We start from the raw sequence: 20,578 nt of genomic DNA on the forward strand, positions 1-20,578 counted from the left end.
AACGCGCGCAACGTACCGGCAACGAACGTGGAAAGACCATGAAAGACTGGCTGGATGAGATTCACTGGAACGCCGACGGCCTGGTCCCGGCGATCGCCCAGGATCACGAGACCGGGCGCGTGCTGATGATGGCCTGGATGAACCGCGAGGCGCTGGCCCTGACCGCCAGCGAGAACCGTGCAATCTATTGGTCGCGTTCGCGTGGCAAGCTGTGGCGCAAGGGCGAGGAGTCCGGGCACGTGCAGAAGCTGCACGAACTGCGTCTGGACTGCGACGCCGACGTGGTCATCCTGATGGTCGAGCAGGTCGGCGGGATCGCCTGCCATACCGGCCGGGAAAGCTGTTTCTACCGCGTCTTCGAGAACGGCGCCTGGAAGACCGTCGATCCGGTGCTGAAGGACCCGGACGCTATCTACGAACACGCAGGACACCACCATGAGTGACACCCTGACCCGCCTGGCGGCGGTGCTCGAGGAGCGCAAGAACGCCGCGCCCGACAGCTCCTATGTGGCCAGTCTGTACCACAAGGGCCTGAACAAGATCCTGGAGAAGGTCGGCGAGGAGTCGGTGGAAACCATCATCGCCGCCAAGGATGCCGCGGCCAGCGGCGACTGCCAGGACCTGATCTACGAAACCGCCGACCTCTGGTTCCACTCGCTGGTGATGCTCTCGGCCCTCGGCCAGCATCCGCAAGCCGTGCTGGACGAACTGGAGCGCCGCTTCGGCCTTTCCGGCCACGCCGAGAAAGCCGCCCGCCAACCATCGGCCTGAACCTACACATTGCGAGGAATACGACATGGGCATTTTTGACTGGAAACACTGGATCGTCATCCTGATCGTCGTGGTACTGGTGTTCGGCACCAAGCGCCTGAAGAACCTCGGTTCCGACGTCGGCGAAGCGATCAAGGGCTTCCGCAAGGCGGTGAACACCGAGGAAGACGACAAGAAGGACCAGCCCGCCGCCCAGCCGGCCCAACCGCTGAACCAGCCGCACACCATCGACGCCCAGGCGCAGAAGGTCGAAGAGCCGGCGCGCAAGGACTGACGGGTAGCCATCGATGTTCGGAATCAGCTTCAGCGAACTGTTGCTGGTCGGGCTGGTCGCCCTGCTGGTGCTCGGCCCCGAGCGCCTGCCGGGCGCCGCACGTACCGCCGGCCTGTGGATCGGCCGCCTGAAGCGCAGTTTCAATACCATCAAGCAGGAAGTGGAACGGGAAATCGGCGCGGACGAGATTCGCCGGCAACTGCACAACGAGCACATCCTCTCGATGGAGCGCGAAGCGCAGAAGCTGCTGGCCCCGCTGACCGGCCAGAATCCCCCGCAGGAAACCCCGCCGCCGGCGGCCGAGAGCCCGGCGCCGAGCGTACCCACGCCGCCGCCGACCAGCACGCCTGCGGTTCCGCCCGCGGACGCCGCGGCACCGCCGGCAGTCGCTGCCTCCACTCCCCCTTCGCCACCGTCCGAGACGCCGCGTAATCCATGAGCGCCGATAAACCCGAGCAGCCCGAGCACGACCAGGAAATGCCCCTGGTCTCGCACCTGACCGAACTGCGTACGCGCCTGCTGCGCAGCGTGGCGGCGATCTTCCTGATCTTCGCCGGCCTGTTCTACTTCTCGCAGAAGATCTACACCCTGGTCTCCGAGCCGTTGCGCCGCTTCCTTCCGGAAGGCACCAGCATGATCGCCACCGACGTCGCCTCGCCGTTCCTCGCGCCGTTCAAGCTGACCATGGTGGTGGCGCTGTTCCTCGCCATGCCGGTGATCCTCGCGCAGGTCTGGGGCTTCATCGCGCCCGGCCTGTACAAGCACGAGAAGCGCGTGGCGCTGCCGCTGCTGGTGTCCAGCATCATCCTGTTCTACGCCGGGATGGCCTTCGCCTACTTCCTGGTGTTCCCGATGATCTTCCACTTCTTCGCCAGCGTGACGCCCGAGGGCGTGGCGATGATGACGGACATCAACAGCTACCTGGACTTCGTCCTGACTCTGTTCTTCGCCTTCGGCGTCGCCTTCGAGATCCCGGTGGCCACGGTGCTGCTGATCTGGATCGGAGTGGTCGACGTCGAGTACCTGAAGAAGATCCGCCCGTACGTGATCATCGGCTGTTTCGTGGTCGGCATGGTCCTGACCCCGCCGGACATCTTCTCCCAGACCATGCTCGCGGTGCCGATGTGGCTGCTGTTCGAGATCGGCCTGCTGTTCGGCCGCCTGGTACGCAAGCGCGGCGAGCATCCGGACGACCAACCGGCCAGCGACGGCGACCAGCCTCCGGCCACCCGCCAGTGAACCTGCTGCTCCTCGACGACGCCGACTTCGTGTCGGCGGATCGTGCGGTCCTGCACGATCGCCGCCTCAAGCACCTGCACGAAGTGCACCGCGCCGAGAACGGCGACACCCTGCGGGTCGGCCGCCTCGGCGGCTGGATGGGCGAAGGTCGCCTGCTGAAGCTCGACGCCAGCGAGGCGACCCTGGAAGTGCGCTTCGACCAGCCGCCGCCGGCCAAGCTGCCGATCACCCTGCTGCTGGCCTTGCCGCGACCGAAGATGCTCCGCCGGGTGTTGCAGACCATCGCCGCGATGGGCGTACCGAAGCTGGTGCTGCTGAACAGCTACCGCGTGGAAAAGAGCTTCTGGCAGACCCCGTTCCTCGACCCGGCGGCGATCCGCGAGAACCTGGTCCTCGGCCTAGAGCAGGCCCGCGATACGGTGCTGCCGGAAATCATCGTCGAGAAGCGCTTCAAACCCTTCGTCGAAGACCGCCTGCCGGCCCTGGCCGCCGGCAGCCTCGGCCTGGTCGGCCATCCCGGTCCCTGGCCGGCCTGTCCGCGCGCGGTGGAGAAGCCGGTGACCCTGGCGATCGGCCCGGAAGGCGGCTGGATTCCCTACGAGGTCGACAAGCTGCGCGAAGCCGGACTGCATCCGGTGCAGCTCGGCGAACGCATCCTGCGCGTGGAAACCGCGGTCAGCGCCCTGCTTGCGCGGTTGTTCTGAAAAAACTCCGGTAAAAGACTGAAGGTTTTCCCCGCCCGGCCGACATCCTCTGTCGCGCAGGGCTCCGCACGACAACCATAAGACCTCGCCCGCCGGCCACGTACCGGCCCTCCGCGCCCGCACGCCGGACGCGACGACGCTGAGCCATTACCTGTTCCGCCACGCCATGGGGCTGCCAACCCAGGGTGTCGCACTGCCTGGAGTAATGACGATGTACGATTGGTGGGTTCTCCAACTGGCCAAGCTGAGCGTCAGCCGCAAGCTGATGGTCGGTTTCGGTGTCCTCCTCGCGCTGCTTCTGCTGGTGGTGATCAGCAGCAACCGCACCCTCACGCACCAGACCGCCCTCAGCGAGCAGCTCGCCGAAGTCGCCAGCCTGATGGAACAGACCCAGCAAGCCGAACAAGGCCGCCTGGCATTCGAAGCCGGCAGCGACCCGCGCCAGGCCGAGCAGGTCCGCCAGACCCTGGCCGGGATGCTCCAGCGCCTGCAGGCGCTGCGCGACAGCGAGCTCGACCCGGCCGCCCTGGCCCACCAAGCCGAAGCCATCGAAGCCTACCGCAAGGCTTTCGACGACCTCGCCGCAGCCGATCAGCAACGCAGCGCCGCCCGTGGTGTGCTGGTGGGCACTGCACAGCAGGCGCTGGACAGCTTCGCCCGCCTCGAGGAACTGATGGACGCCAGCCTCGCGCAGCAGGCCGGCGACCCGCAGGCGTTGCAACGTAGCCGTGCGGTGGCCGACCTGCACCAACAGTTGCTCATGGTGCGTTACCAGGTGCGCGGCTACGTCTTCGAACGCAGCGACAAGGCCGAGCAGGCCGCGTTCGCCGCGTTCGACGCCCTCCGCCAGGCCGCCACGACGCTGCGTGGCCAGTTGCCCGGCGAGGCCGATGCGGCGCTGGAACAGGCCATGGGCAGCCTCCAGGGCTATCGTGGCGGGATCGAGCAGTTCCGTGCCGGCGTCATCCGCACGCGCCAGGCGCAGCAAGCGATGCAAAGCAGCACCCAGGATATGGCCCGGGCCGGCCGGACCCTCACCGAAGCCGGTCGCCAATTGCGCGAGAGCACCGCCAGCCGCGACCGCGCCAGCCTCTGGCTGATCGCCGCGCTGGCCCTGGCCTTCGGCTGCGTCGCCGGCTGGGCGATCAACCGGCAGATCGTCCGGCCGCTGGACGAAGCCCTCGCGCAGGCCGAGGCCATCGCCGCCGGCGACCTCGGCAAGCGTCCGCAGAATCCCCTGACCCTCCAGCGCCGCGACGAACTGGGCCAGTTGCAGCGAGTCATGCAGCGCATGGGCGACAGCCTGCGCGAGCTGGTCGGGCGGATCGGCGACGGCGTCAGCCAGTTGGCCAGCTCCGCCGAGGAACTCTCGGCGGTCACCGAGCAGACCCGCGCCGGGGTCAACAGCCAGAAAGTGGAGACCGACCAGGTCGCCACCGCCATGCACGAGATGGCCGCCACCGTGCAGGACGTCGCGCGCAACGCCGAACTGGCTTCCCAGGCCGCTCGCCAGGCCGACGAAGAGGCGCGCCAGGGCGACGCGGTGGTCGACCAGGCGGTGACCCGCATCGAGCGCCTGGCTAGCGAAATGGACGTTTCCAGCGAAGCCATGGCGCGCCTGAAGAACGAGAGCGAGCAGATCGGCAGCGTCCTCGACGTGATCAAGTCGGTGGCCGAGCAAACCAACCTGCTGGCGCTCAACGCAGCCATCGAAGCGGCACGCGCCGGCGACGCCGGACGCGGCTTCGCGGTGGTCGCCGACGAGGTCCGCGGCCTGGCCCAGCGCACCCAGCAGTCCACCGCCGAGATCGAGGGCCTGATCCAGCGTCTCCAGCAGGGCGCCGGCGAAGCCGCCGAACGCCTGGAGAACAGCCGCTCGCTGACCGCCAGCACGGTGGAACTGGCGCGCCGCGCCGGCGCCGCGCTGGACAGCATCACCCGCACCGTCTCCGACATCCAGAACATGAACCTGCAGATCGCCACTGCCGCGGAGCAACAGAGCACGGTGGCCGAGGAGATCAACCGCAGCGTCCTCAGCGTACGCGACGTCGCCGAGCAGTCGGCCGCCGCCAGCGAGCAGACCGCCGCCTCCAGCGGCGAGCTGGCGCGCCTGGGCACGCAGTTGCAGGCACAGGTGGGACGCTTCCGCCTGTAACATCCCGAGAGGATCCTCCTTGCATCGGCAGCCCCTCCCGTCCATCGAAAGCGGACAGGAGGGGCACCTTTGCGTAGGATCAGGCTTTCGCCTTTTGGGAGATGACGCCATGCGCCCGATGACCATCGATATCGACGAACTGGCCTTCGCCCTGGATACCCCGGGAATCGACCACTACCTCGACCTGTACAGCGGCAAGGTGCTGCTGATCTCCGCCGAGGCGCCCGATCCCGAACTGGACGCATTGCTGGAAAACGAGCCGGAACGCCTGCTGCTGATCGACCCGCTGAGCACCACCCAGTCGCTGGGACTGATGCAGGATTTCCTCCGCGAGGTGGAAGAGCCGCACGCCTATGCGACGCTCGCCAACGCGCTGCAGAGCCGCAAGCCGTTCAAGGCCTTCAAGCACTCTCTGATGGAGTACCCGGAACTGTTGCAGGACTGGTACCGCTACCAGAACGAGCGCCTGCGCGAATGGGCGCTGGACTGGCTGGAGGACAACGATATCCAGCCGGCCGCGCGGCAGAGTCCGACGTCGCTCCTGCCGCCGCCGGGCAAGCCGTTCGCCTAGCGCGGTACTAGAGGACCTGGCGGAGGAAGGCCTGGGCCCGCGGGTCCTGCGGATTGTCGAAGAACTGCGCCGGCGGCGCGTCCTCCAGCAGCTTGCCGTGGTCGAAGAACAGCACGCGGTCGGCCACTTCGCGGGCAAAGCCCATCTCGTGGGTCACGCAGACCATGGTCATGCCTTCCACGGCCAGGGTCTTCATGACGTCGAGGACTTCGCCGACCATCTCCGGATCGAGCGCCGAGGTCGGTTCGTCGAACAGCATCACCTTGGGGTCCATGCACAACGCCCGAGCGATCGCCACGCGCTGCTGCTGGCCGCCGGACAGGCGCGAGGGATATTCGTCGGCCTTCTGCCCGATACCGACCTTGGCCAGCAGCGCCCGCGCCTTGGCCTCGCGCTCGGCCTTGCCGCGCTTGCGCACCACGCGCTGGGCCAGGCAGAGGTTCTCGAGCACGGTCATGTGCGGGAACAGGTTGAAATGCTGGAACACCATGCCGACTTCGCGGCGGTAGGCATTGATGTCGGTCCTCGGGTCGGCCAGGTCGACGCCGTCGATGCTCACCGAGCCTTCGTCGAACTCCTCCAGGCCGTTCAGGCAGCGCAGGAAGGTCGACTTGCCGGAACCGGACGGACCGATCACCACCAGTACCTCGCCTCTGGCCACGCGGGTACTCACGTCGTCCACCGCGCGCACTACCTGGCCGCGGGTATCGAAGACCTTCAGCAGGTTGCGTACTTCAATCACTTTGTCCGAGCCTCCGCTCCAGTCGGGATGCCATGTGCGAAAGGGGCAGGTTCAACAGCAGGTACAACGCGGCGACGCAGAACCAGATCTCGAAGGTGGAGAACGAGGTGGTGATCGCCTCGCGGCCGCTCTTGGTCAGTTCGGTGATGGCGATCACCGAGACCAGCGAGGTGTCCTTGACCAGGCTGATGAACTGCCCGGCCAGCGGCGGCAGCACGCGCTTGAAGGCCTGCGGCAGGATCACGTAGCGCATCGACTGGCCGGCGTTCAGGCCCAGGGAGCGGGCGGCCTCGTTCTGTCCGCGGGCGATGGACTGCACGCCGGCCCGGATGATCTCGGCCACGTAGGCGCCGGTGAACAGCGCCAGCGCCGCGACCCCGGCGAACTCGCGGGACAGGTTGAGCACGGTGCCGATGAAGAAGTAGAAGATGAAGATCTGCACCAGCAACGGCGTGCCGCGCACCAGCTCGACGTAGATCGTCGACAGGTCGTGCAGGGTCGGGTTCTTCGACAGCCGGCAGAGGCCGGCGACCAGGCCGATAGCCAGACCGATGGCACCGGACACCAGCGATAGCCAGAGGGTGGTCCACAGGCCCCAGAGCAGTGGGCCGGCGGCCCAGTGGCGGGTCACCCCGACCGCGTCGCCCTCGGCCACGTCGTCGCCTTCGGAGAATTGCAGGCTGTCCTGGGCGACGGTCACGACCTGCTTCTCGCCGCTCTCGCCAAGCAGCGTGACGCGCGCGTCCCTGCCCTGTTCCTCGATAGCCTCGACCCGGCCGATCTCGTTGGCCCGTAACGGCTCCTCGGCCTGGTAGGCGAAGTACTGCGGAACGCGGTTCCAGCGCCATTCATAGGAAATCAGCGAGGTGGAGAACCACAGCGCCCAGGCCAGGACCAGCAGGATCAGCCCGGTCAGCAGGTGCCAGGGCCAGACGGAACGTTTCTTCTTGGTCACGGAAACTCTCTCGAACGATGGAATGCGCAGGTACGACGGCCCCCTTCGCGGGGGCCGTCAGCGGTTCATTCCATTTCCTTCAGCCACTCGGTGTTCTTGAACCACTTGTCGTGGATGCGCTGATAGGTGCCGTCTTCGCGGATCTGATGGAGGAAGTTGTTGATGAAATTGATGCTGTCGTAGTCGCCTTTCTTCAGGCCGAACGCCAGCGGCTCGTAGGTGAACGGCTGGTCGAGGTAGACCAGCTTGCCGGCGCCGAACTTGCTCACCGCCACCACGTTGTAGGGCGAGTCGTAGATGAAGGCGTCGGCCTTGCCGTTGACCACGTCCATCACCGCTTCCGGCTCGTTGTCGAAGCCGTGGTACTTGGCCTTGCTGATCAGCTTGCGGGCAACGATCTCACCGGTGGTGCCGATCTTCGAGGTGATGCTGTACTGCGGATCGTTCAGGTCCTTGTAGGACTTGATCTTGCCTTCCAGTTCCTTGCGCACCAGCAGGGTCTGGCCGACCACGATGAAGGGCTCGGAGAAGTTCAGGCGCAGGTTGCGCTCCTGGGTCAGGGTCATGCCCGAGCCGATCATGTCGAACTTGTCGGTCAGCAGCGCCGGGATGATGCCGTCGTAGCTGGTGGAGACCAGCTCCAGCTTGACGCCCATGGACTTGGCCATGGCCTTGAGCAGGTCGACTTCGAAGCCGATGATCTGGCCACGCTTGTTGGTCATCTCGAACGGCATGTAGGTCGGGTCCATGCCGACCCGCAGGGTGCCGCGCTTGACCGCGTCCTCCACCGCGCCGGCCGCCTGGACCGAAGCCACGCCCACCAGGGCGCAGACGCCCAGAACCAATGAAGCAAGATACTTTTTCATTCCCCAATCCCCAGCAGTCTTAGAAACACAGTCGTCGAACGGATGCTCTCGTCGTGTCGCCGTCCCGGGCGGGCAGCAGGCCATGACCGGCTGCGCAAAAGGCGGCCGATAGTACCTCAGCTGGCGAACGATACGAGACTTTCTGGATTGCCGGCGCAGGGTAACAGCAGCGCCGCACGGGGAAAACAGGCAAGAAACAGACCATGCCCCCGGCGGCGCTCCGCCGGGGGCATGGGATCAGGACTGGGCGGCGGGCAGCAGGCCGGCGTCGCCGGGCACTACCTGGGCCAGCGGTACGCTGGCGGCGTGGGGGTCGTCCGCCTCGGCCTTGCGCCAGCGGCCGAGCCAGTCGTCGCGGTCCTCTTCCCAGACCCGCGTATGCAGGCGCGAAAGTGCTACCGGGTCACTCAACAGAGCCAGGCGCGTGGCGCCGTCGAGCTGTTCCGGGCCCTTATCGATGGCCTTGCCGATACGCTCGCCGCGCACCGTCTCGATGGCTTGCGCACGGTTGTGGCGAGCCGTGCCCATGGCGCAGGCCAGGGCGTTGAGCAACGGATCGACGGCGGCCTTGAGGAAGCCATCCTTGAGCGCATGCCAGCGGTTCTCGTAGGTGTACTCGTCGGTGGCGCGCAGCTCGCGCGGCGTGTCGTACTCCTCCGGGATCAGGAACAGCTTTTCGTCGCGGGCGCGCAGGCCCAGCTTCACCCGGCTGGAGATCACCGATACCGGGATCGACAGGATCAGCGAACCGACGATCGGCGACAGCCACCACAGGAAGCGCGGGTTGAGCCAGGCCACCAGCAGGGTCCAGGCGATACCCAGTAGAGTCTGCATGCCGTGCCGGCGGATCGCCTCGCTCCAGGGCGTGGCGTCGTCGTCGCGCTGCGGCGAGTTCCACTGCACCGACCAGCCGAGGAAGGCGGCCAGCACGAAGCGGGTGTGGAAGAGCATGCGCACCGGCGCCAGCAGCACCGAGAAGAACATCTCCAGAAGCATGCTCAGGGTCACCCGGATCACCCCGCCGAAACCCTTGGCGCCCTTGGCCCAGATCAGCATTACGCTGAGCAGCTTGGGCAGGAACAACAGGGTCAGGGTGGTGGAGAACAACGCGATGGCCTTCTCCGGATGCCACTGCGGCCAGATCGGGAACAACTGCCGCGGTTCCAGGAAGTACTGCGGCTCCATCAGCTGGTGCACCGCCAGCAGCGCGGTGGAAAGCACCAGGAAGAAGAACCACAACGGCGCCGACAGGTAGGACATGACCCCGGTGAGGAACACCGCGCGGTGCACCGGGTGCATGCCCTTGACCAGGAACAGGCGGAAGTTCATCAGGTTGCCGTGGCACCAGCGGCGGTCGCGCTTGAGTTCGTCGAGCAGGTTCGGCGGCAGTTCTTCGTAGCTGCCGTCGAGGTCGTAGGCGATCCACACGCCCCAGCCGGCACGGCGCATCAGCGCAGCCTCGACGAAGTCGTGGGACAGGATCGCGCCGGCGAACGAGCCCTTGCCCGGCAACGGCGCCAGGGCGCAGTGGTCGATGAAGGGCTGCATGCGGATGATCGCGTTGTGGCCCCAGTAGTGCGACTCGCCGAGTTGCCAGAAGTGCAGGCCGGCGGTGAACAGCGGGCCGTAGACGCGGGTGGCGAACTGCTGCATGCGCGCATACAGGGTGTCCATGCCGGACGCCTTCGGCGCGGTCTGGATGATCCCCGCCTCAGGATTGGCCTCCATCAGGCGTACCAGCTTGGCCAGGCAGTCGCCGCTCATCACGCTGTCGGCGTCCATCACCACCATGTAGCGGTAGTCGCCGCCCCAGCGCCGGCAGAAGTCGTCGATGTTGCCGCTCTTGCGCTTCACCCGACGCCGGCGGCGACGGTAGAAGATCTTGCCGAAGCCTTTGGTCTCGCGGCACAGCTCGAGCCAGGCCTGCTGCTCGGCGACGGCGATATCCGGGTCGTTGGTGTCGCTGAGGACGAAGAAGTCGAAGCGCTCCATCTCGCCGGTGGCGGCCATCGACTCGACGGTCGCCCGCAGGCCGGCGAATACCCGCGGCACGTCTTCGTTGCAGATCGGCATGACGATCGCCGTGCGGGCGTCGGCGGCGATCGGCTCGCTGCCGGCGCTGCTGCCGGAGATCCGGTAGCGGTCACGCCCGGTGAGCAGCTCCCAGAAGCCCATCAGCGCGGTCCAGAAGCCGGCCGAGACCCAGCAGAAGAGGATCGCGAAGAGCGTCAGGATGCCGAACTGGATGACATAGGGCAGCACCTGCTGGACGGTATCCAGCAGGCTCTGCTGGGCCAGCTCCTCCAGGTCGACGAAGGCCCAGCCCTGGTAGGGCAGGATGCCTTTCATGTAGTAGGTGGCGACCGAGGTCTGCGCCAGCATCAACAACAGCAGGATGAACCGGCGCAGCGAGCCGACCCGCTGCCAGCGGGCCCGCGGCAGGGCACGCTTGGGCTTGGGCGGGTTGCTGCGTCCGGTCAGCCGACGCCAGCCGCGCACCAGGATGTTGGTGCGCCAGGGCTCGGGAATCACCTTGGTACGGCGGATCGGCGGGGAAATCTTGAGGAAGGTGCGACCCTGGGCGTCGACGCCGAACATCTCGGCGTCGTCCAGCTCAGGGGTGCCCAGCTGCAGGCGGGCGCGTACCGAGGCCAGGGCGGGATCGCCCCCGGCATCGGCAGCGGCGCCTTCCGCTCCCGCCAGGCGAGCGTGCAGCTCGGAGAAGGAAGCGGACTCGCCAAGCCGCTCCCGCTCCTCTTCCGCCAGGGGAAGATGAGCGAGGTAGTCGGCCAGCGGTGCTTTCGTAGTGGATGGGTTATTCATCGGCAGGCAGCTGATAGCTCCAGGTTTCGCTCAGTGGCTTCTGCGCCTCGTCGACCAGCGCCGCGCGCATTTCCACCGGCTTCTTCGGATCCTTGACCTTGATCCGCAGCGTCAGGCGCCAGCCTTTCAGGACCGGGTTGTAACGCAGGCTGTTCTCCACCACCTCGGCGTTGCTGTCGGTGCTGACCTGGGTGGTCACCGGCGCGTCCGGCGCCAGGTCCTTCAGGGCCGGTCCTTCGAAGTCGACGACCAGGGCGGTGCTGCCGTCCTGCTGGCGGATCAGGTTCTTCTGCTTCACGTCGCCGACCGAGCGCATGGTCTGCTTGACCCAGGAGGATTTCGGGTCGTGCAGCTCGTCTTCATCCATGGTCCAGTGCAGGCGGTAGGCGAAGTCCAGCGGCTTTCCGACCTCAGGCTGGGTCTCGGGGTTCCAGAACGCGACGATATTGTCGTTGGTTTCGTCCGGGGTCGGGATTTCCACCAGTTCCACGGTGCCCTTGCCCCAGTCGCCCTTCGGCTCGATCCAGGCACTCGGACGCAGGTCGTAGCGGTCATCCAGGTCTTCGTAGCGGGAGAACTCGCGGCCGCGCTGGAGCAGGCCGAAGCCTTTCGGGTTCTCCACGCTGAAGGTGCTCACCGACAGGTGCTTCGGATTGTTCAGCGGACGCCACAGCCACTCGCCGTTGCCGGCATGGATCTGCAGGCCGCTGGAGTCATGCAGCTCGGGCCGGAAGTTGTGCTGCTCGGACGGCTGGTTGGAGCCGAACAGGTACATGCTGGTCAGCGGCGCCAGGCCCAGCTTGCTGACCTTGTCGCGGAGGAACACGCGGGCCTGGACATCCATCACCGCATCCTTGCCCGGACGCAGCACGAAGCGGTAGGCGCCGGTGGCCCGCGGCGAGTCGAGCAGGGCGTAGATCACCAGTTGCTTGTCCTGCGCCTTCGGCCGCTCGATCCAGAATTCGCGGAAGCGCGGGAACTCTTCGCCCGAAGGCAGCGCGGTATCGATCGCCAGGCCGCGCGCCGACAGACCGTAGACCTGGCCCTTGCCGACCACGCGGAAGTAGCTCGCGCCAAGGAAGGTGGCGATCTCGTCCTGCTTGTCGGCCTTGTTGATCGGATAGAGCACGCGGAAACCGGCATAGCCGAGATCCTTGGTGGCATTCTCGTCGAACTTCAGGGATCCGAAATCGAACTTGGTGCGATCGTACTTGATCGGCTTGACCGTGGTAGCGGTCACCTCGTTGATCTTCACCGGCGTGTCGAAGTGCATGCCCTGGTGATAGAAGCTCAGCTTGAACGGCGTCTTCAGCTTGCCCCAGTAGGCGCGCTCGTTGATGAAACGGATCTGCTGGTAATCGGCGAATTTCATTTCGCTGAATTCCGATGGCAGGTTGCTGGTCGGCGCGGAATACTTGTCGCCGGCCAGGTCCTTGGCCTTGCTCGCCACGTCGTCGATGCTGAACGCCCATACCGGGGCGGCGACGAATGCCAGCGCGGTCGAGCCGGCAAGCAGCAGGGTGCGCACGCGGGCGCGGAAATCGGTGTTTGAAACGGAACGGAAAATCACGAGGCCCCCTCGTCCGTGAACATGAATTACTGAAGACGCCCTGACCGTTCAGGGGTCTCCGACGGCACCGGAGTGCCGGTCGAACATGGTTTCGCCACATTCGCTGCCAAACCCGATAGATAGCCAGATTTGGCGCGATCTGACAAAAAGAATGCCTGTTTCCAGTCATTCGCGTTACGTGCACCGGGCCTGGAAGACCAGGGGGCATGCCGCTCGTCGGCTAGCGACCCCAGAGGTTCCGACCCTGCCCGGGCGGAATGATTCCCGTCCATTGGGTTGCAGGACGCCCCGCCCGGCATCGGGATGCCGGCCGGCCTGTCCTGTACAGCATGAAATCGGCGTGCGGATGATGCACCGAGGTTGTGACAAAAGGCCATGTATCTGTCACAAAAATTCACCGTTCCGGCCCCGCCATCCCTCCCTGAAGCACCTTGGGGAAAATCCCCTCGACGCCGATCAACTCTCCAGCAGGAAGGTCACCGGCCCGTCGTTGACCAGGTGCACCTGCATGTCGGCGCCGAAACGCCCGGTCGCCACCTGCGGATAGGCCTCCCGCGCCAGTTTCACCAGGTGCTCGAACACCGCCTCTCCTTGCGCCGGCGGCGCCGCGCTGGAGAAGCTCGGACGCAGTCCGCTGCGGGTGTTCGCCGCCAGGGTGAATTGCGAGACCAGCAGCAAGCCGCCCTGCACGTCCAGCAAGGACCGGTTCATCTTGCCCTCGTCGTCGCCGAACACCCTGTAGTTGAGCAGCTTGTGCAGCATCTTCGCCGCGCAACGCTCGCCATCCTCGGGCTCGACCCCGACCAGCACCAGCAGGCCGCGATCGATGGAGCCGACGATTTCGCCGCCAACCTCCACCCGCGCCGCGCCGACGCGCTGCAGCAATGCCTTCATTCGGCCTCCGGCGGCAGGTCGAGCAGTCGCCGGCCGATCTCGTTGGTGGCGCGCACCAGCGCATCGACTATCCCCGGCTCGCTGGCGGTATGCCCGGCGTCGCGGATGATCTGCAGTTCGCTGTTCGGCCAGGCCTGGTGCAAGGCCCAGGCATTGTCCAGGGGACAGATGGCGTCGTAGCGGCCATGCACGATCACGCCAGGCAGATGGGCGATGCGGTGCATGTCCTCGAGCAACTGGTTGGGCCTGAGGAAGCCCTGGTTGACGAAGAAGTGGTTCTCGATGCGCGAGATCGACAGCGCCCTGCCCGGCTCGGTGAAGCGGTCCACCACCATGGGGTTGGGGCGCAGCGTGGCGGTGCGGCCCTCCCAGGTCGACCAGGCCTTGGCAGCGTGCATCTGGGCGATCTGGTCGCTACCGGTCAGGCGCTTGTGGAAGGCCGCCAGCAGGTCGCCGCGCTCTTCCGGCGGGATCGGCGCGACATAGTCTTCCCAATAGTCGGGGAACAGGCGGCTGGCGCCTTCCTGGTAGAACCAGTGGATGTCCTGCGGACGGCAGAGGAAGATGCCGCGCAGGATCAGCGCATGGACCCGCTCGGGATGGGTCTGCGCGTAGGCCAGCGACAGGGTCGAGCCCCAGGAACCGCCGAACAGCACCCACTTCTCGATACCCAGGTGCTCGCGCAGGCGCTCCATGTCCGCCACCAGCTCCCAGGTGCTGTTCTTCTCCAGGCTGGCGTGGGGCGTGGAACGGCCGCAACCGCGCTGGTCGAAGGTGACGATACGGTAGAGGTTGGGATCGAAGAAGCGACGCGACAGGGCATCGCAACCGGAGCCGGGGCCGCCGTGGACGAAGACGACCGGCAGTCCGTCCGGCGAACCGCTTTCGTCGGCATACAGCACATGCGGTTCGTCGACGGCCAGCTCGTGGCGAGCGTAGGGTTTAATTTCCGGATACAGAACTAGCATGATGCGCTCCCGAGGCGATGTGTTCGGCCCCCGGCGCAAACGTCGACAGCGGGGCCCGTCCTTTGCTCTGCCGCGCATGATACTTCGGCGCCGGGAAAAAAACCGAGCGGCTTTCATGTCCGCCCCGGTAGAGGGGAAACCATCAATCCAAGCAACGGCGCCTGGCGCCGGGAGAACGAGCATGGCCGAGGCCTTGCGACACCGTATCCGCGCCGCCGGCCTGCTGGTGGTGGAGCAACGCATCCTGCTGGTCCGCCACGAGGTCGGCGGCGACATCTACTGGATTCCGCCCGGCGGCGGCTTCGAGTCGGAATGCGACGAATCGACGAAGGATACCGTCCGGCGCGAGTTTTTCGAGGAGACCGGCCTGCGGGTGGACGTCGGCCCGCTGGTCTACGTGCGCGAATTCGCCGAACCCGCCGCCGGGCGCTTCCACATGGAGCTGTTCTACCGCATCGACGCCTGGCGTGGCGAGCCGACCCTGGCCAACCTGAAGGGCCTGGGCGGCGACGAGTTCGATATCCGCGAGGTCGGCTGGATCGCCCGCGACGAACTGCCTGGCCTGCCGTCGTTCTATCCGGCCGAACTGGCCGACGACGTCTGGTCGCGCCTGGACGCGCCGACGCCGTCGATCCGCCACCTCGGCCTGCAGCGCTAGACGCTCACTGCACCGGATCGCTGGTGGGGTTCTCGAGGATCGCCTTCAGCTCCGCGGTCATGGGAAACTCCAGGTTCAACCCCTTGGGCGGGATCGGCTGCTGGAACCAGCGCTGGTAGATGCCCTGTATCTCGCCCGAGCGATACAGCCCGGCCAGGGTCTCGTTGACCAGGGCAAGGAACTGCGGGTCGTCCTTGCGCACCATGCAGCTGTAGATCTCCCGCGATTGCGGCTCGCCGACCACCACCCAGTCGTGCGGCTGGCGCGCCTTGGCGCGTTCGCCGTAGAGCAGCGCATCGTCCATGTAGAAGGCCACCGCGCGACCCGATTGCAGCATCTGGAAGGCTTCGCCGTGGTCCTTGGCGCTGACCACGTTCATCCCCAGCTTGTGTTCGGCGTTGTAGTTCTTCAGGTAGCGCTCGTTGGTGGTGCCGGCGGTGGTCACCACGTTCTTGCCCTTGAGGTCGTCGAAGTGGGCGATGCCGCTGTCCTTGCGGGTCAGCAACTGGCCCTTGACGTAGATGAAGCCGTAGGAGAACGCCACCTGTTTCTGCCGCTCGGCGGTGACCCCGGTGGAGCCGCACTCCAGGTCGACGGTGCCATTCTGCACCAGAGGGATACGGGTCTGCGAAGTGACCAGGTTGTACTTCACCTTGAGTTCCGGCTTGCCGAGGGTGCTTTTGAGCCGCTCCACCACCTTGTCGGCCAGTTCCACCGAATAGCCCATGGGCTGGCCGCTGTTATCGCCAAGGTAGGAGAAAGGCACCGAGGCATCGCGATAACCCAGGGTTATCGTGCCGTTGTCGGCAACCTTCTTCAGGGTGCCGCTGAGTTCCTCGGCCTGCGCGGCGCCGATGGCGAGCGACAGGGAGAGTGCGAGAGTGCTGGATACAAGGATTTTCATCGGAGGTTCTGCCTCTTTTTTCTTATGGCTATGGAAAGTAAGTCAGCCCCTGGCCGCCACCACGGTGATCTCCACCAGCACCGACGGACGCGCCAGCTCCGCCTGGACGGTGGTCCGGCTGGGCGCCTGGCCGGTCGGCAACCACTGGGTCCAGACCTCGTTCAGGGCGGCGAAATCGCGGGCGATGTCCTTCAGGTAGATGGTCGCGCTGAGGATACGCTCCTTGCGCGACCCGGCCTCGGCCAGCAGCGCGTCGATCTTCGCCAGCACCTCGCGGGTCTGGCCATGGATATCCTCGGCCTGGCCCGGCACCTGGCCGGAAAGAAATACCAGGGCGTCGAAGCAGACCGCGGCGGACAGGCGGTCGTTGGTGGCGATACGGGTCGGTTCCATGGGAGTGCTCCAGGTCGAGGGGAATTCAGCCAGCCAGCGCGCCGCGCGGAAGCAGGCCAGAGGTATCGATGCTCGGCGGGCGGCGGCCGATCTGCTCGGCCAGCAGGCGCCCGCTGCCGCAGGCCAGGGTGAAGCCGAGCGCGCCGTGGCCGAGGTTGAGCCAGAGGTTGCGGTAGCCGCCGTTGCCCACCAGCGGTACCCCGGTGGGCGTGGCCGGGCGCATGCCGGCCCATTCGACGGCGGCGTCGAAATCGCCGCCCTGCGGGAACGTGTCTCGCGCCTGCTGGCGCAGCAGTGCCAGGCGCGCGGGCTCGAGGCCGGGGTCGAAGCCGACGATGTCGACCATCGCGGCGATCCGCAGCCGCTCGCCGATTCGCGCGTAGACGATCTTGCGGTCGTAATCGGTGATGCTGGTATCCGGCGCGCGGTGCTGCGCGCCGACCGGCAGGGTCAGGCTATAGCCCTTGAGCGGGTATAGCGGCAGGCGCAGGCCCGGCAGCATCAATTCGGCGCTGCGGTAGCCGGCGGCCAGCACCACATGATCGGCCTCGATGAGATCGCCGCCGACCTCGACGCCACGCACCGCCGCGCCGCCCTCGACGATCTTCGTCACCCTGCGGCCATGCAGTTGCCGGCAATGTCCGGAAGCCTGCAAGCGCTCGGCAAGTTGCACGCAGAAGGCATGGCAGTCGGCGACCTCCTCGTCCGGCGTGTGGATGCCGCCGACGATGGGCGCGGCGGACAGGGCCGGCTCCAGCGCGAGGCACTCGGCGGTGGACAGGACGAATTGCGCCGAGGGATCGGCCAGGCCCTGGCGGGCCCGCGCAAAGCTGGCCGGTTGGCGAAACGCCACCAGCTTGCCGTTGCGCCGCCAGTCGAAGCCATCGAGGCCATCCTCCTCGCGCCAGTCCTGCAGGGTGCGCTGGCTGAGCAATGCCAGGCGCAGCAGGTGCGCGGCATTGCGGCGGTTCAACGAGCCGCGGCAGGCCGCGAGGAAGCCCAGCAGCCAGCGCCACTGCGCCGGATCAAGACGCGGCCGCAGGCGCAACGGCGCATCGTTGCGCAGCAGCCAGCCGAGCGCCTGGGCCGGCACGCCGCTGTCGGCCAATGGCGCCACGTAGCGATAGGACAACTGCCCGCCATTGGCGTAGCTGGTTTCCAGCCCGCCCCGCTCGCGCGCTTCCACCAGGGTCACGTCGAATCCTTCGCGAACCAGGGCGTAGGCCGTGGCCAGGCCGACCACGCCGGCGCCGATGATGCAAACCCGCTGAGCCATGACAATCGTTATCCAGGTGTTTTCCAGGGCTTCGACGATAGGCGCGGATGACAGCGGTAGGACAATGAATAAAGATGGCCAGGGTATAAATCCAGGTTATGGGATCGCGCCGATGAAGCTCCGCCATATCGAAGTGTTCCAGGCGATCCGCCAGGCTGGCTCGGTCAGCGGCGCCGCACAGTTGCTGCATGTGTCCCAACCGGCGGTGAGCAAGGTCCTGCAGCACGCCGAGCAGCAACTGGGCTTCCCGCTGTTCTTGCGAGTGCGCGGCAAGCTGCTGGCGACTCCGGAAGCGCTGGAACTGGAGCGCGAAGTGGCCAAGCTCAGCGATAGCCTGCAGGCGGTGCGGCGCCTGGCGCAGAACCTGCGGCGCCAGCCGGGCCACAGCCTGCGCATCGGCGCCACCCCGGCCCTGGCGCTGTCGCTGCTGCCGCGGGCGATCGGCGAATGGAGCGCGCGCTATCCGCAGAGCGGCTGCGAACTGGCCACCTTGCATTCGCGCGAGCTGGTGCAGGGCCTGCTGATGCGCGAACTGGACCTGGCCCTGAGCCTGAAGCAGCCGGAACACCCCGGCCTGCGCGGCGAAGCCATCGCCAGCGGCGTATTGGTGGCCCTGGCGCCGCGCGAACACTGGCCCGAAGCGGAACGCCGGCAGCCGCTGAGCCTGGCCGGGCTGGCCGGCGAAGCGCTGATCGGGCTGTCCACCGCCGACCCGCTGTTCGCCCGCCTGGAGGATTACCTCAGCGCCGTGGAGCCACCGCCGCAGGTGAAGATCGCCGTGCAGACCTACGCCCTCGCCCGCGCCCTGGTGGAGGCTGGGGCGGGCCTGGCGCTGGTCGATCCCTTCACCGCCCTCGGCGCCGACCCGCACAGCACCGCGATCCGCCCATTGAGCCCGGCCTTCCCGGTCACCCTCTACGCCATCACCCGCGCCGACGAAACCCCGCCGCACACCCTCGCTCCGCTGCTGCGGATGCTCGCCCGCCAGGCCGAGGAGCGTTTGCGGGCCGTGCAGATGTAGCATTTGCCGCCTGGCCTGCCGCTGGAAACCTTGGACGTCGTTCTGGCCCACGCCTCGCGTACTTACCGCTCCGGCTTCCAGTCTGGGTGGTCCACGTCGTAGCCTTGGGTCGGGTGAGGAGGCAGAGGATGGTCCTTTATCAAATTGGGAAAACGCAAATCAGGATCAGCGGCAAGTTGATCGTAAATACCATCATATAGTTTGTGCAGATTCTCATCGGGGGCGTACCACATTCTATCGACATCAGGACTGGCTTTATCAAAAACACCGGAGATAAATAAAGCCGCACTCTTTCCGCCCTGAGAGACTGACGCCTGATAATAACCCAATGCTTTTGGAAAATTATGCTCTACTATCTTGTAATACGCCCCCAACTCATAACTAGCCGGCGCATGGCCCTGGCTAGCAGCACAGTGAGTATACGCCAACCCCAAATCCTTTTTTTTGGCCACATATATATAGAGCTTACCTAGCTCGGTTAGTGCCGGCGGATTTCCTAGGCTAGCAGCCTTATCAAGAAAAGTAAGTCCGTCAGTTGCAGGGTTTTTAACCCCGGCGCGATTTCCAATCATTGCTCCCATATCATAGAACCCCTGAGGCACATCCAGATCTATCATCTTTTGATAGAGATCCAATGCCTTCTGCGTATCTTTTTCTACTCCTCCGGGCCACCCTGTACGATAAAGATTCGCCAGGTTGTGCATGGCCTTCCAGTGGCCGCGCTCGGCCGCCTTGCTGTACAACCCGACGATACGAGGCCACGGACGCAAGGTATCGGGCTTGGCCAGGGTCGCCGCTTCGCGATACCAAGCATCGGCCTGCGGGTCCAGAGGGGGTAGATGGTCCTTTTCGTTAACGCAGACAAAAGGCTTGCTGTCAGCCATAGCGGGAACTGCTGCGAGACAAAGTACAGCCCATATTCCAATAGCCATTAGCCGAATCACTGACCCGGCTTCCAGTCGGGTCGAGCTGCGTCGTAGCCCTGGACGGGGTGGGGTGGCAAGGGGTTATCTTTTACCAAATTGGGAAAACGAAGATCGGAGTCGGCATCAATTTGCAGATAGAGGGAGTAGTAGAATTTCTCAAGCTTTTCATCCGGCGTATACCACATTGCACTTGAAGGAGGCGTCCTCTTTCCGAAGACGCGCGAGAGAAAAAAGGCTGCACTCCTGCCGCCTTGAGAGACGGAGACTTGATAGTAGCCAAGTGCCTTTTGATAATTATGTTCAACCAACTCATAGTAGCTTCCAAGCTCATAGCTCGCCGGAGCATAACCTTGACTGGAAGCACAACTGGTATACGCCAGCCCCAATTCCTTTTCCTTGGCCACATAAATATAGAGTTTACCCAACTCGGTCAGTGCTGGCGGGTTCCCCAAACTAGCGGCTTTATCCAAGAAGGTCAGACCATCGGTAGCAGGGTTCTTAACACCGGCACGATTACCAATCATTGCCCCCATATCATAGAACCCCTGAGGCACATCCAGATCTATCATCTTTTGATAGAGATCCAATGCCTTCTGCGGATCTTTTTCTACTCCTCCGGGCCACCCTGTACGATAAAGATTCGCCAGGTTATGCATCGCCTTCCAGTGGCCGCGCTCGGCCGCTTTGCTGTACAACCCGACGATACGAGGCCACGGACGCAAGGTATCGGGCTTGGCCAGGGTCGCCGCTTCGCGATACCAAGCATCGGCCTGCGGGTCCAGAGGGGGTAGATGGTCCTTTTCGTTAACGCAGACAAAAGGCTTGCTAACAGCCATGACAGGAAGCGCTGCGAAGCAGGATGCGACCA

General features: G+C 65.4%; 22 protein-coding genes. 10 read left to right on the forward strand and 12 right to left on the reverse strand.

Annotation, left to right across the window (positions count from 1 at the left end):
* Nucleotides 1-38 precede the first annotated feature (38 nt).
* From hisI to ACI766_RS27500, 8 genes are all read left to right on the forward strand, one after another.
* Nucleotides 39-443, forward strand: coding sequence for a phosphoribosyl-AMP cyclohydrolase (gene hisI / locus ACI766_RS27465; RefSeq protein ID WP_003095888.1), 405 nt, complete (start codon nt 39-41; stop codon nt 441-443).
* Entirely contained in the window at nt 436-771 is a 336-nt protein-coding gene (locus tag ACI766_RS27470; RefSeq protein ID WP_003103458.1) for a phosphoribosyl-ATP diphosphatase, read from the forward strand. Before hisI ends, ACI766_RS27470 begins: the two co-directional genes overlap by 8 nt.
* Nucleotides 772-796: 25 nt before the next feature.
* Nucleotides 797-1,045: a twin-arginine translocase TatA/TatE family subunit gene (locus ACI766_RS27475; RefSeq protein ID WP_003095893.1), complete on the forward strand. Its 249-nt coding sequence runs from the start codon at nt 797-799 to the stop codon at nt 1,043-1,045.
* Nucleotides 1,046-1,058: 13 nt separating this feature from the next.
* Nucleotides 1,059-1,484, forward strand: coding sequence for a Sec-independent protein translocase protein TatB (tatB, locus tag ACI766_RS27480; protein WP_003115042.1), 426 nt, complete (start codon nt 1,059-1,061; stop codon nt 1,482-1,484).
* Complete coding sequence (tatC, locus tag ACI766_RS27485) at nt 1,481-2,284, forward strand: twin-arginine translocase subunit TatC (protein ID WP_003095896.1); 804 nt, start codon at nt 1,481-1,483, stop codon at nt 2,282-2,284. Before tatB ends, tatC begins: the two co-directional genes overlap by 4 nt.
* A complete protein-coding gene (locus ACI766_RS27490; RefSeq protein ID WP_003095898.1) occupies nt 2,281-2,988 on the forward strand; it encodes a 16S rRNA (uracil(1498)-N(3))-methyltransferase in 708 nt (235 codons plus the stop codon). Before tatC ends, ACI766_RS27490 begins: the two co-directional genes overlap by 4 nt.
* A gap of 211 nt (nt 2,989-3,199) precedes the next feature.
* Nucleotides 3,200-5,143 (forward strand): methyl-accepting chemotaxis protein, encoded by a 1,944-nt coding sequence (locus ACI766_RS27495; RefSeq protein WP_003103452.1) that lies wholly within the window; start codon nt 3,200-3,202, stop codon nt 5,141-5,143.
* Between the two features lie 109 nt (nt 5,144-5,252).
* Complete coding sequence (locus ACI766_RS27500) at nt 5,253-5,714, forward strand: UPF0158 family protein (RefSeq protein WP_003095904.1); 462 nt, start codon at nt 5,253-5,255, stop codon at nt 5,712-5,714.
* Between the two features lie 7 nt (nt 5,715-5,721).
* Here ACI766_RS27500 and ACI766_RS27505 read toward each other — a convergent pair whose 3' ends face one another.
* From ACI766_RS27505 to pip, 7 genes are all read right to left on the reverse strand, one after another.
* Nucleotides 5,722-6,456, reverse strand: a complete 735-nt coding sequence (locus ACI766_RS27505; RefSeq protein ID WP_003095906.1) for an amino acid ABC transporter ATP-binding protein — start codon at nt 6,454-6,456, stop codon at nt 5,722-5,724.
* Nucleotides 6,449-7,411, reverse strand: a complete 963-nt coding sequence (locus ACI766_RS27510; RefSeq protein ID WP_003103450.1) for an amino acid ABC transporter permease — start codon at nt 7,409-7,411, stop codon at nt 6,449-6,451. The genes ACI766_RS27505 and ACI766_RS27510 overlap by 8 nt, the downstream gene beginning before the upstream one ends.
* Before the next feature lie 65 nt (nt 7,412-7,476).
* Nucleotides 7,477-8,277 carry a transporter substrate-binding domain-containing protein gene (locus ACI766_RS27515; protein ID WP_003095910.1) on the reverse strand — a complete coding sequence of 267 codons (801 nt, stop codon included), beginning with the start codon at nt 8,275-8,277 and terminating at the stop codon, nt 7,477-7,479.
* 237 nt (nt 8,278-8,514) lie between these two features.
* Nucleotides 8,515-11,100: a glucans biosynthesis glucosyltransferase MdoH gene (gene mdoH / locus ACI766_RS27520; RefSeq protein WP_023089706.1), complete on the reverse strand. Its 2,586-nt coding sequence runs from the start codon at nt 11,098-11,100 to the stop codon at nt 8,515-8,517.
* A complete protein-coding gene (locus ACI766_RS27525) occupies nt 11,093-12,670 on the reverse strand; it encodes a glucan biosynthesis protein G (protein ID WP_003095915.1) in 1,578 nt (525 codons plus the stop codon). Before ACI766_RS27525 ends, mdoH begins: the two co-directional genes overlap by 8 nt.
* A gap of 456 nt (nt 12,671-13,126) precedes the next feature.
* Nucleotides 13,127-13,564, reverse strand: a complete 438-nt coding sequence (dtd, locus tag ACI766_RS27530) for a D-aminoacyl-tRNA deacylase (RefSeq protein WP_003103447.1) — start codon at nt 13,562-13,564, stop codon at nt 13,127-13,129.
* Nucleotides 13,561-14,532: a prolyl aminopeptidase gene (gene pip, locus ACI766_RS27535; protein ID WP_003095918.1), complete on the reverse strand. Its 972-nt coding sequence runs from the start codon at nt 14,530-14,532 to the stop codon at nt 13,561-13,563. Before pip ends, dtd begins: the two co-directional genes overlap by 4 nt.
* A gap of 181 nt (nt 14,533-14,713) precedes the next feature.
* On the opposite strand from pip, the gene ACI766_RS27540 reads away from it, so the two are divergent.
* Complete coding sequence (locus ACI766_RS27540; RefSeq protein ID WP_003095920.1) at nt 14,714-15,190, forward strand: NUDIX domain-containing protein; 477 nt, start codon at nt 14,714-14,716, stop codon at nt 15,188-15,190.
* A gap of 4 nt (nt 15,191-15,194) precedes the next feature.
* On the opposite strand, the gene ACI766_RS27545 is transcribed toward ACI766_RS27540, so the two are convergent.
* Genes ACI766_RS27545 through ACI766_RS27555 form a run of 3 tightly spaced genes read right to left on the reverse strand, consistent with a single transcriptional unit; the run spans nt 15,195 to nt 17,763 of the window.
* Nucleotides 15,195-16,094: a transporter substrate-binding domain-containing protein gene (locus tag ACI766_RS27545; RefSeq protein ID WP_003103446.1), complete on the reverse strand. Its 900-nt coding sequence runs from the start codon at nt 16,092-16,094 to the stop codon at nt 15,195-15,197.
* A 42-nt stretch (nt 16,095-16,136) separates the two neighbouring features.
* On the reverse strand, nt 16,137-16,487 hold the full coding sequence (locus ACI766_RS27550; protein ID WP_003095925.1) for a RidA family protein: 351 nt from the start codon (nt 16,485-16,487) through the stop codon (nt 16,137-16,139).
* 25 nt (nt 16,488-16,512) lie between these two features.
* Nucleotides 16,513-17,763, reverse strand: a complete 1,251-nt coding sequence (locus tag ACI766_RS27555; RefSeq protein ID WP_017001892.1) for a D-amino acid dehydrogenase — start codon at nt 17,761-17,763, stop codon at nt 16,513-16,515.
* A gap of 64 nt (nt 17,764-17,827) precedes the next feature.
* Here ACI766_RS27555 and ACI766_RS27560 point away from each other — a divergent pair, with 64 nt between their 5' ends.
* Nucleotides 17,828-18,784, forward strand: coding sequence for a LysR family transcriptional regulator (locus ACI766_RS27560; RefSeq protein ID WP_003121218.1), 957 nt, complete (start codon nt 17,828-17,830; stop codon nt 18,782-18,784).
* A 62-nt stretch (nt 18,785-18,846) separates the two neighbouring features.
* Here ACI766_RS27560 and ACI766_RS27565 read toward each other — a convergent pair whose 3' ends face one another.
* Both ACI766_RS27565 and ACI766_RS27570 read right to left on the reverse strand, forming a co-directional pair.
* Nucleotides 18,847-19,716: a tetratricopeptide repeat protein gene (locus tag ACI766_RS27565; protein WP_076939054.1), complete on the reverse strand. Its 870-nt coding sequence runs from the start codon at nt 19,714-19,716 to the stop codon at nt 18,847-18,849.
* An 8-nt stretch (nt 19,717-19,724) separates the two neighbouring features.
* Entirely contained in the window at nt 19,725-20,546 is an 822-nt protein-coding gene (locus ACI766_RS27570; protein ID WP_049874928.1) for a tetratricopeptide repeat protein, read from the reverse strand.
* Nucleotides 20,547-20,578 lie beyond the last annotated feature (32 nt).

This window comes from Pseudomonas sp. DL (assembly GCF_047199225.1).
Lineage (GTDB): Bacteria > Pseudomonadota > Gammaproteobacteria > Pseudomonadales > Pseudomonadaceae > Pseudomonas > Pseudomonas aeruginosa.

Bases quoted from the DNA above. Each gene is read 5' to 3' on its own strand.
- hisI (WP_003095888.1), top strand. From the start codon at position 39: ATGAAAGACTGGCTGGATGAGATTCACTGGAACGCCGACGGCCTGGTC.
- ACI766_RS27470 (WP_003103458.1), top strand. From the start codon at position 436: ATGAGTGACACCCTGACCCGCCTGGCGGCGGTGCTCGAGGAGCGCAAG.
- ACI766_RS27475 (WP_003095893.1), top strand. From the start codon at position 797: ATGGGCATTTTTGACTGGAAACACTGGATCGTCATCCTGATCGTCGTG.
- tatB (WP_003115042.1), top strand. From the start codon at position 1,059: ATGTTCGGAATCAGCTTCAGCGAACTGTTGCTGGTCGGGCTGGTCGCC.
- tatC (WP_003095896.1), top strand. From the start codon at position 1,481: ATGAGCGCCGATAAACCCGAGCAGCCCGAGCACGACCAGGAAATGCCC.
- ACI766_RS27495 (WP_003103452.1), top strand. From the start codon at position 3,200: ATGTACGATTGGTGGGTTCTCCAACTGGCCAAGCTGAGCGTCAGCCGC.
- ACI766_RS27500 (WP_003095904.1), top strand. From the start codon at position 5,253: ATGCGCCCGATGACCATCGATATCGACGAACTGGCCTTCGCCCTGGAT.
- ACI766_RS27515 (WP_003095910.1), bottom strand. From the start codon at position 8,277: ATGAAAAAGTATCTTGCTTCATTGGTTCTGGGCGTCTGCGCCCTGGTG.
- mdoH (WP_023089706.1), bottom strand. From the start codon at position 11,100: ATGAATAACCCATCCACTACGAAAGCACCGCTGGCCGACTACCTCGCT.
- dtd (WP_003103447.1), bottom strand. From the start codon at position 13,564: ATGAAGGCATTGCTGCAGCGCGTCGGCGCGGCGCGGGTGGAGGTTGGC.
- pip (WP_003095918.1), bottom strand. From the start codon at position 14,532: ATGCTAGTTCTGTATCCGGAAATTAAACCCTACGCTCGCCACGAGCTG.
- ACI766_RS27540 (WP_003095920.1), top strand. From the start codon at position 14,714: ATGGCCGAGGCCTTGCGACACCGTATCCGCGCCGCCGGCCTGCTGGTG.
- ACI766_RS27545 (WP_003103446.1), bottom strand. From the start codon at position 16,094: ATGAAAATCCTTGTATCCAGCACTCTCGCACTCTCCCTGTCGCTCGCC.
- ACI766_RS27550 (WP_003095925.1), bottom strand. From the start codon at position 16,487: ATGGAACCGACCCGTATCGCCACCAACGACCGCCTGTCCGCCGCGGTC.
- ACI766_RS27555 (WP_017001892.1), bottom strand. From the start codon at position 17,763: ATGGCTCAGCGGGTTTGCATCATCGGCGCCGGCGTGGTCGGCCTGGCC.
- ACI766_RS27560 (WP_003121218.1), top strand. From the start codon at position 17,828: ATGAATAAAGATGGCCAGGGTATAAATCCAGGTTATGGGATCGCGCCG.
- ACI766_RS27565 (WP_076939054.1), bottom strand. From the start codon at position 19,716: ATGGCTATTGGAATATGGGCTGTACTTTGTCTCGCAGCAGTTCCCGCT.
- ACI766_RS27570 (WP_049874928.1), bottom strand. From the start codon at position 20,546: ATGGCTGTTAGCAAGCCTTTTGTCTGCGTTAACGAAAAGGACCATCTA.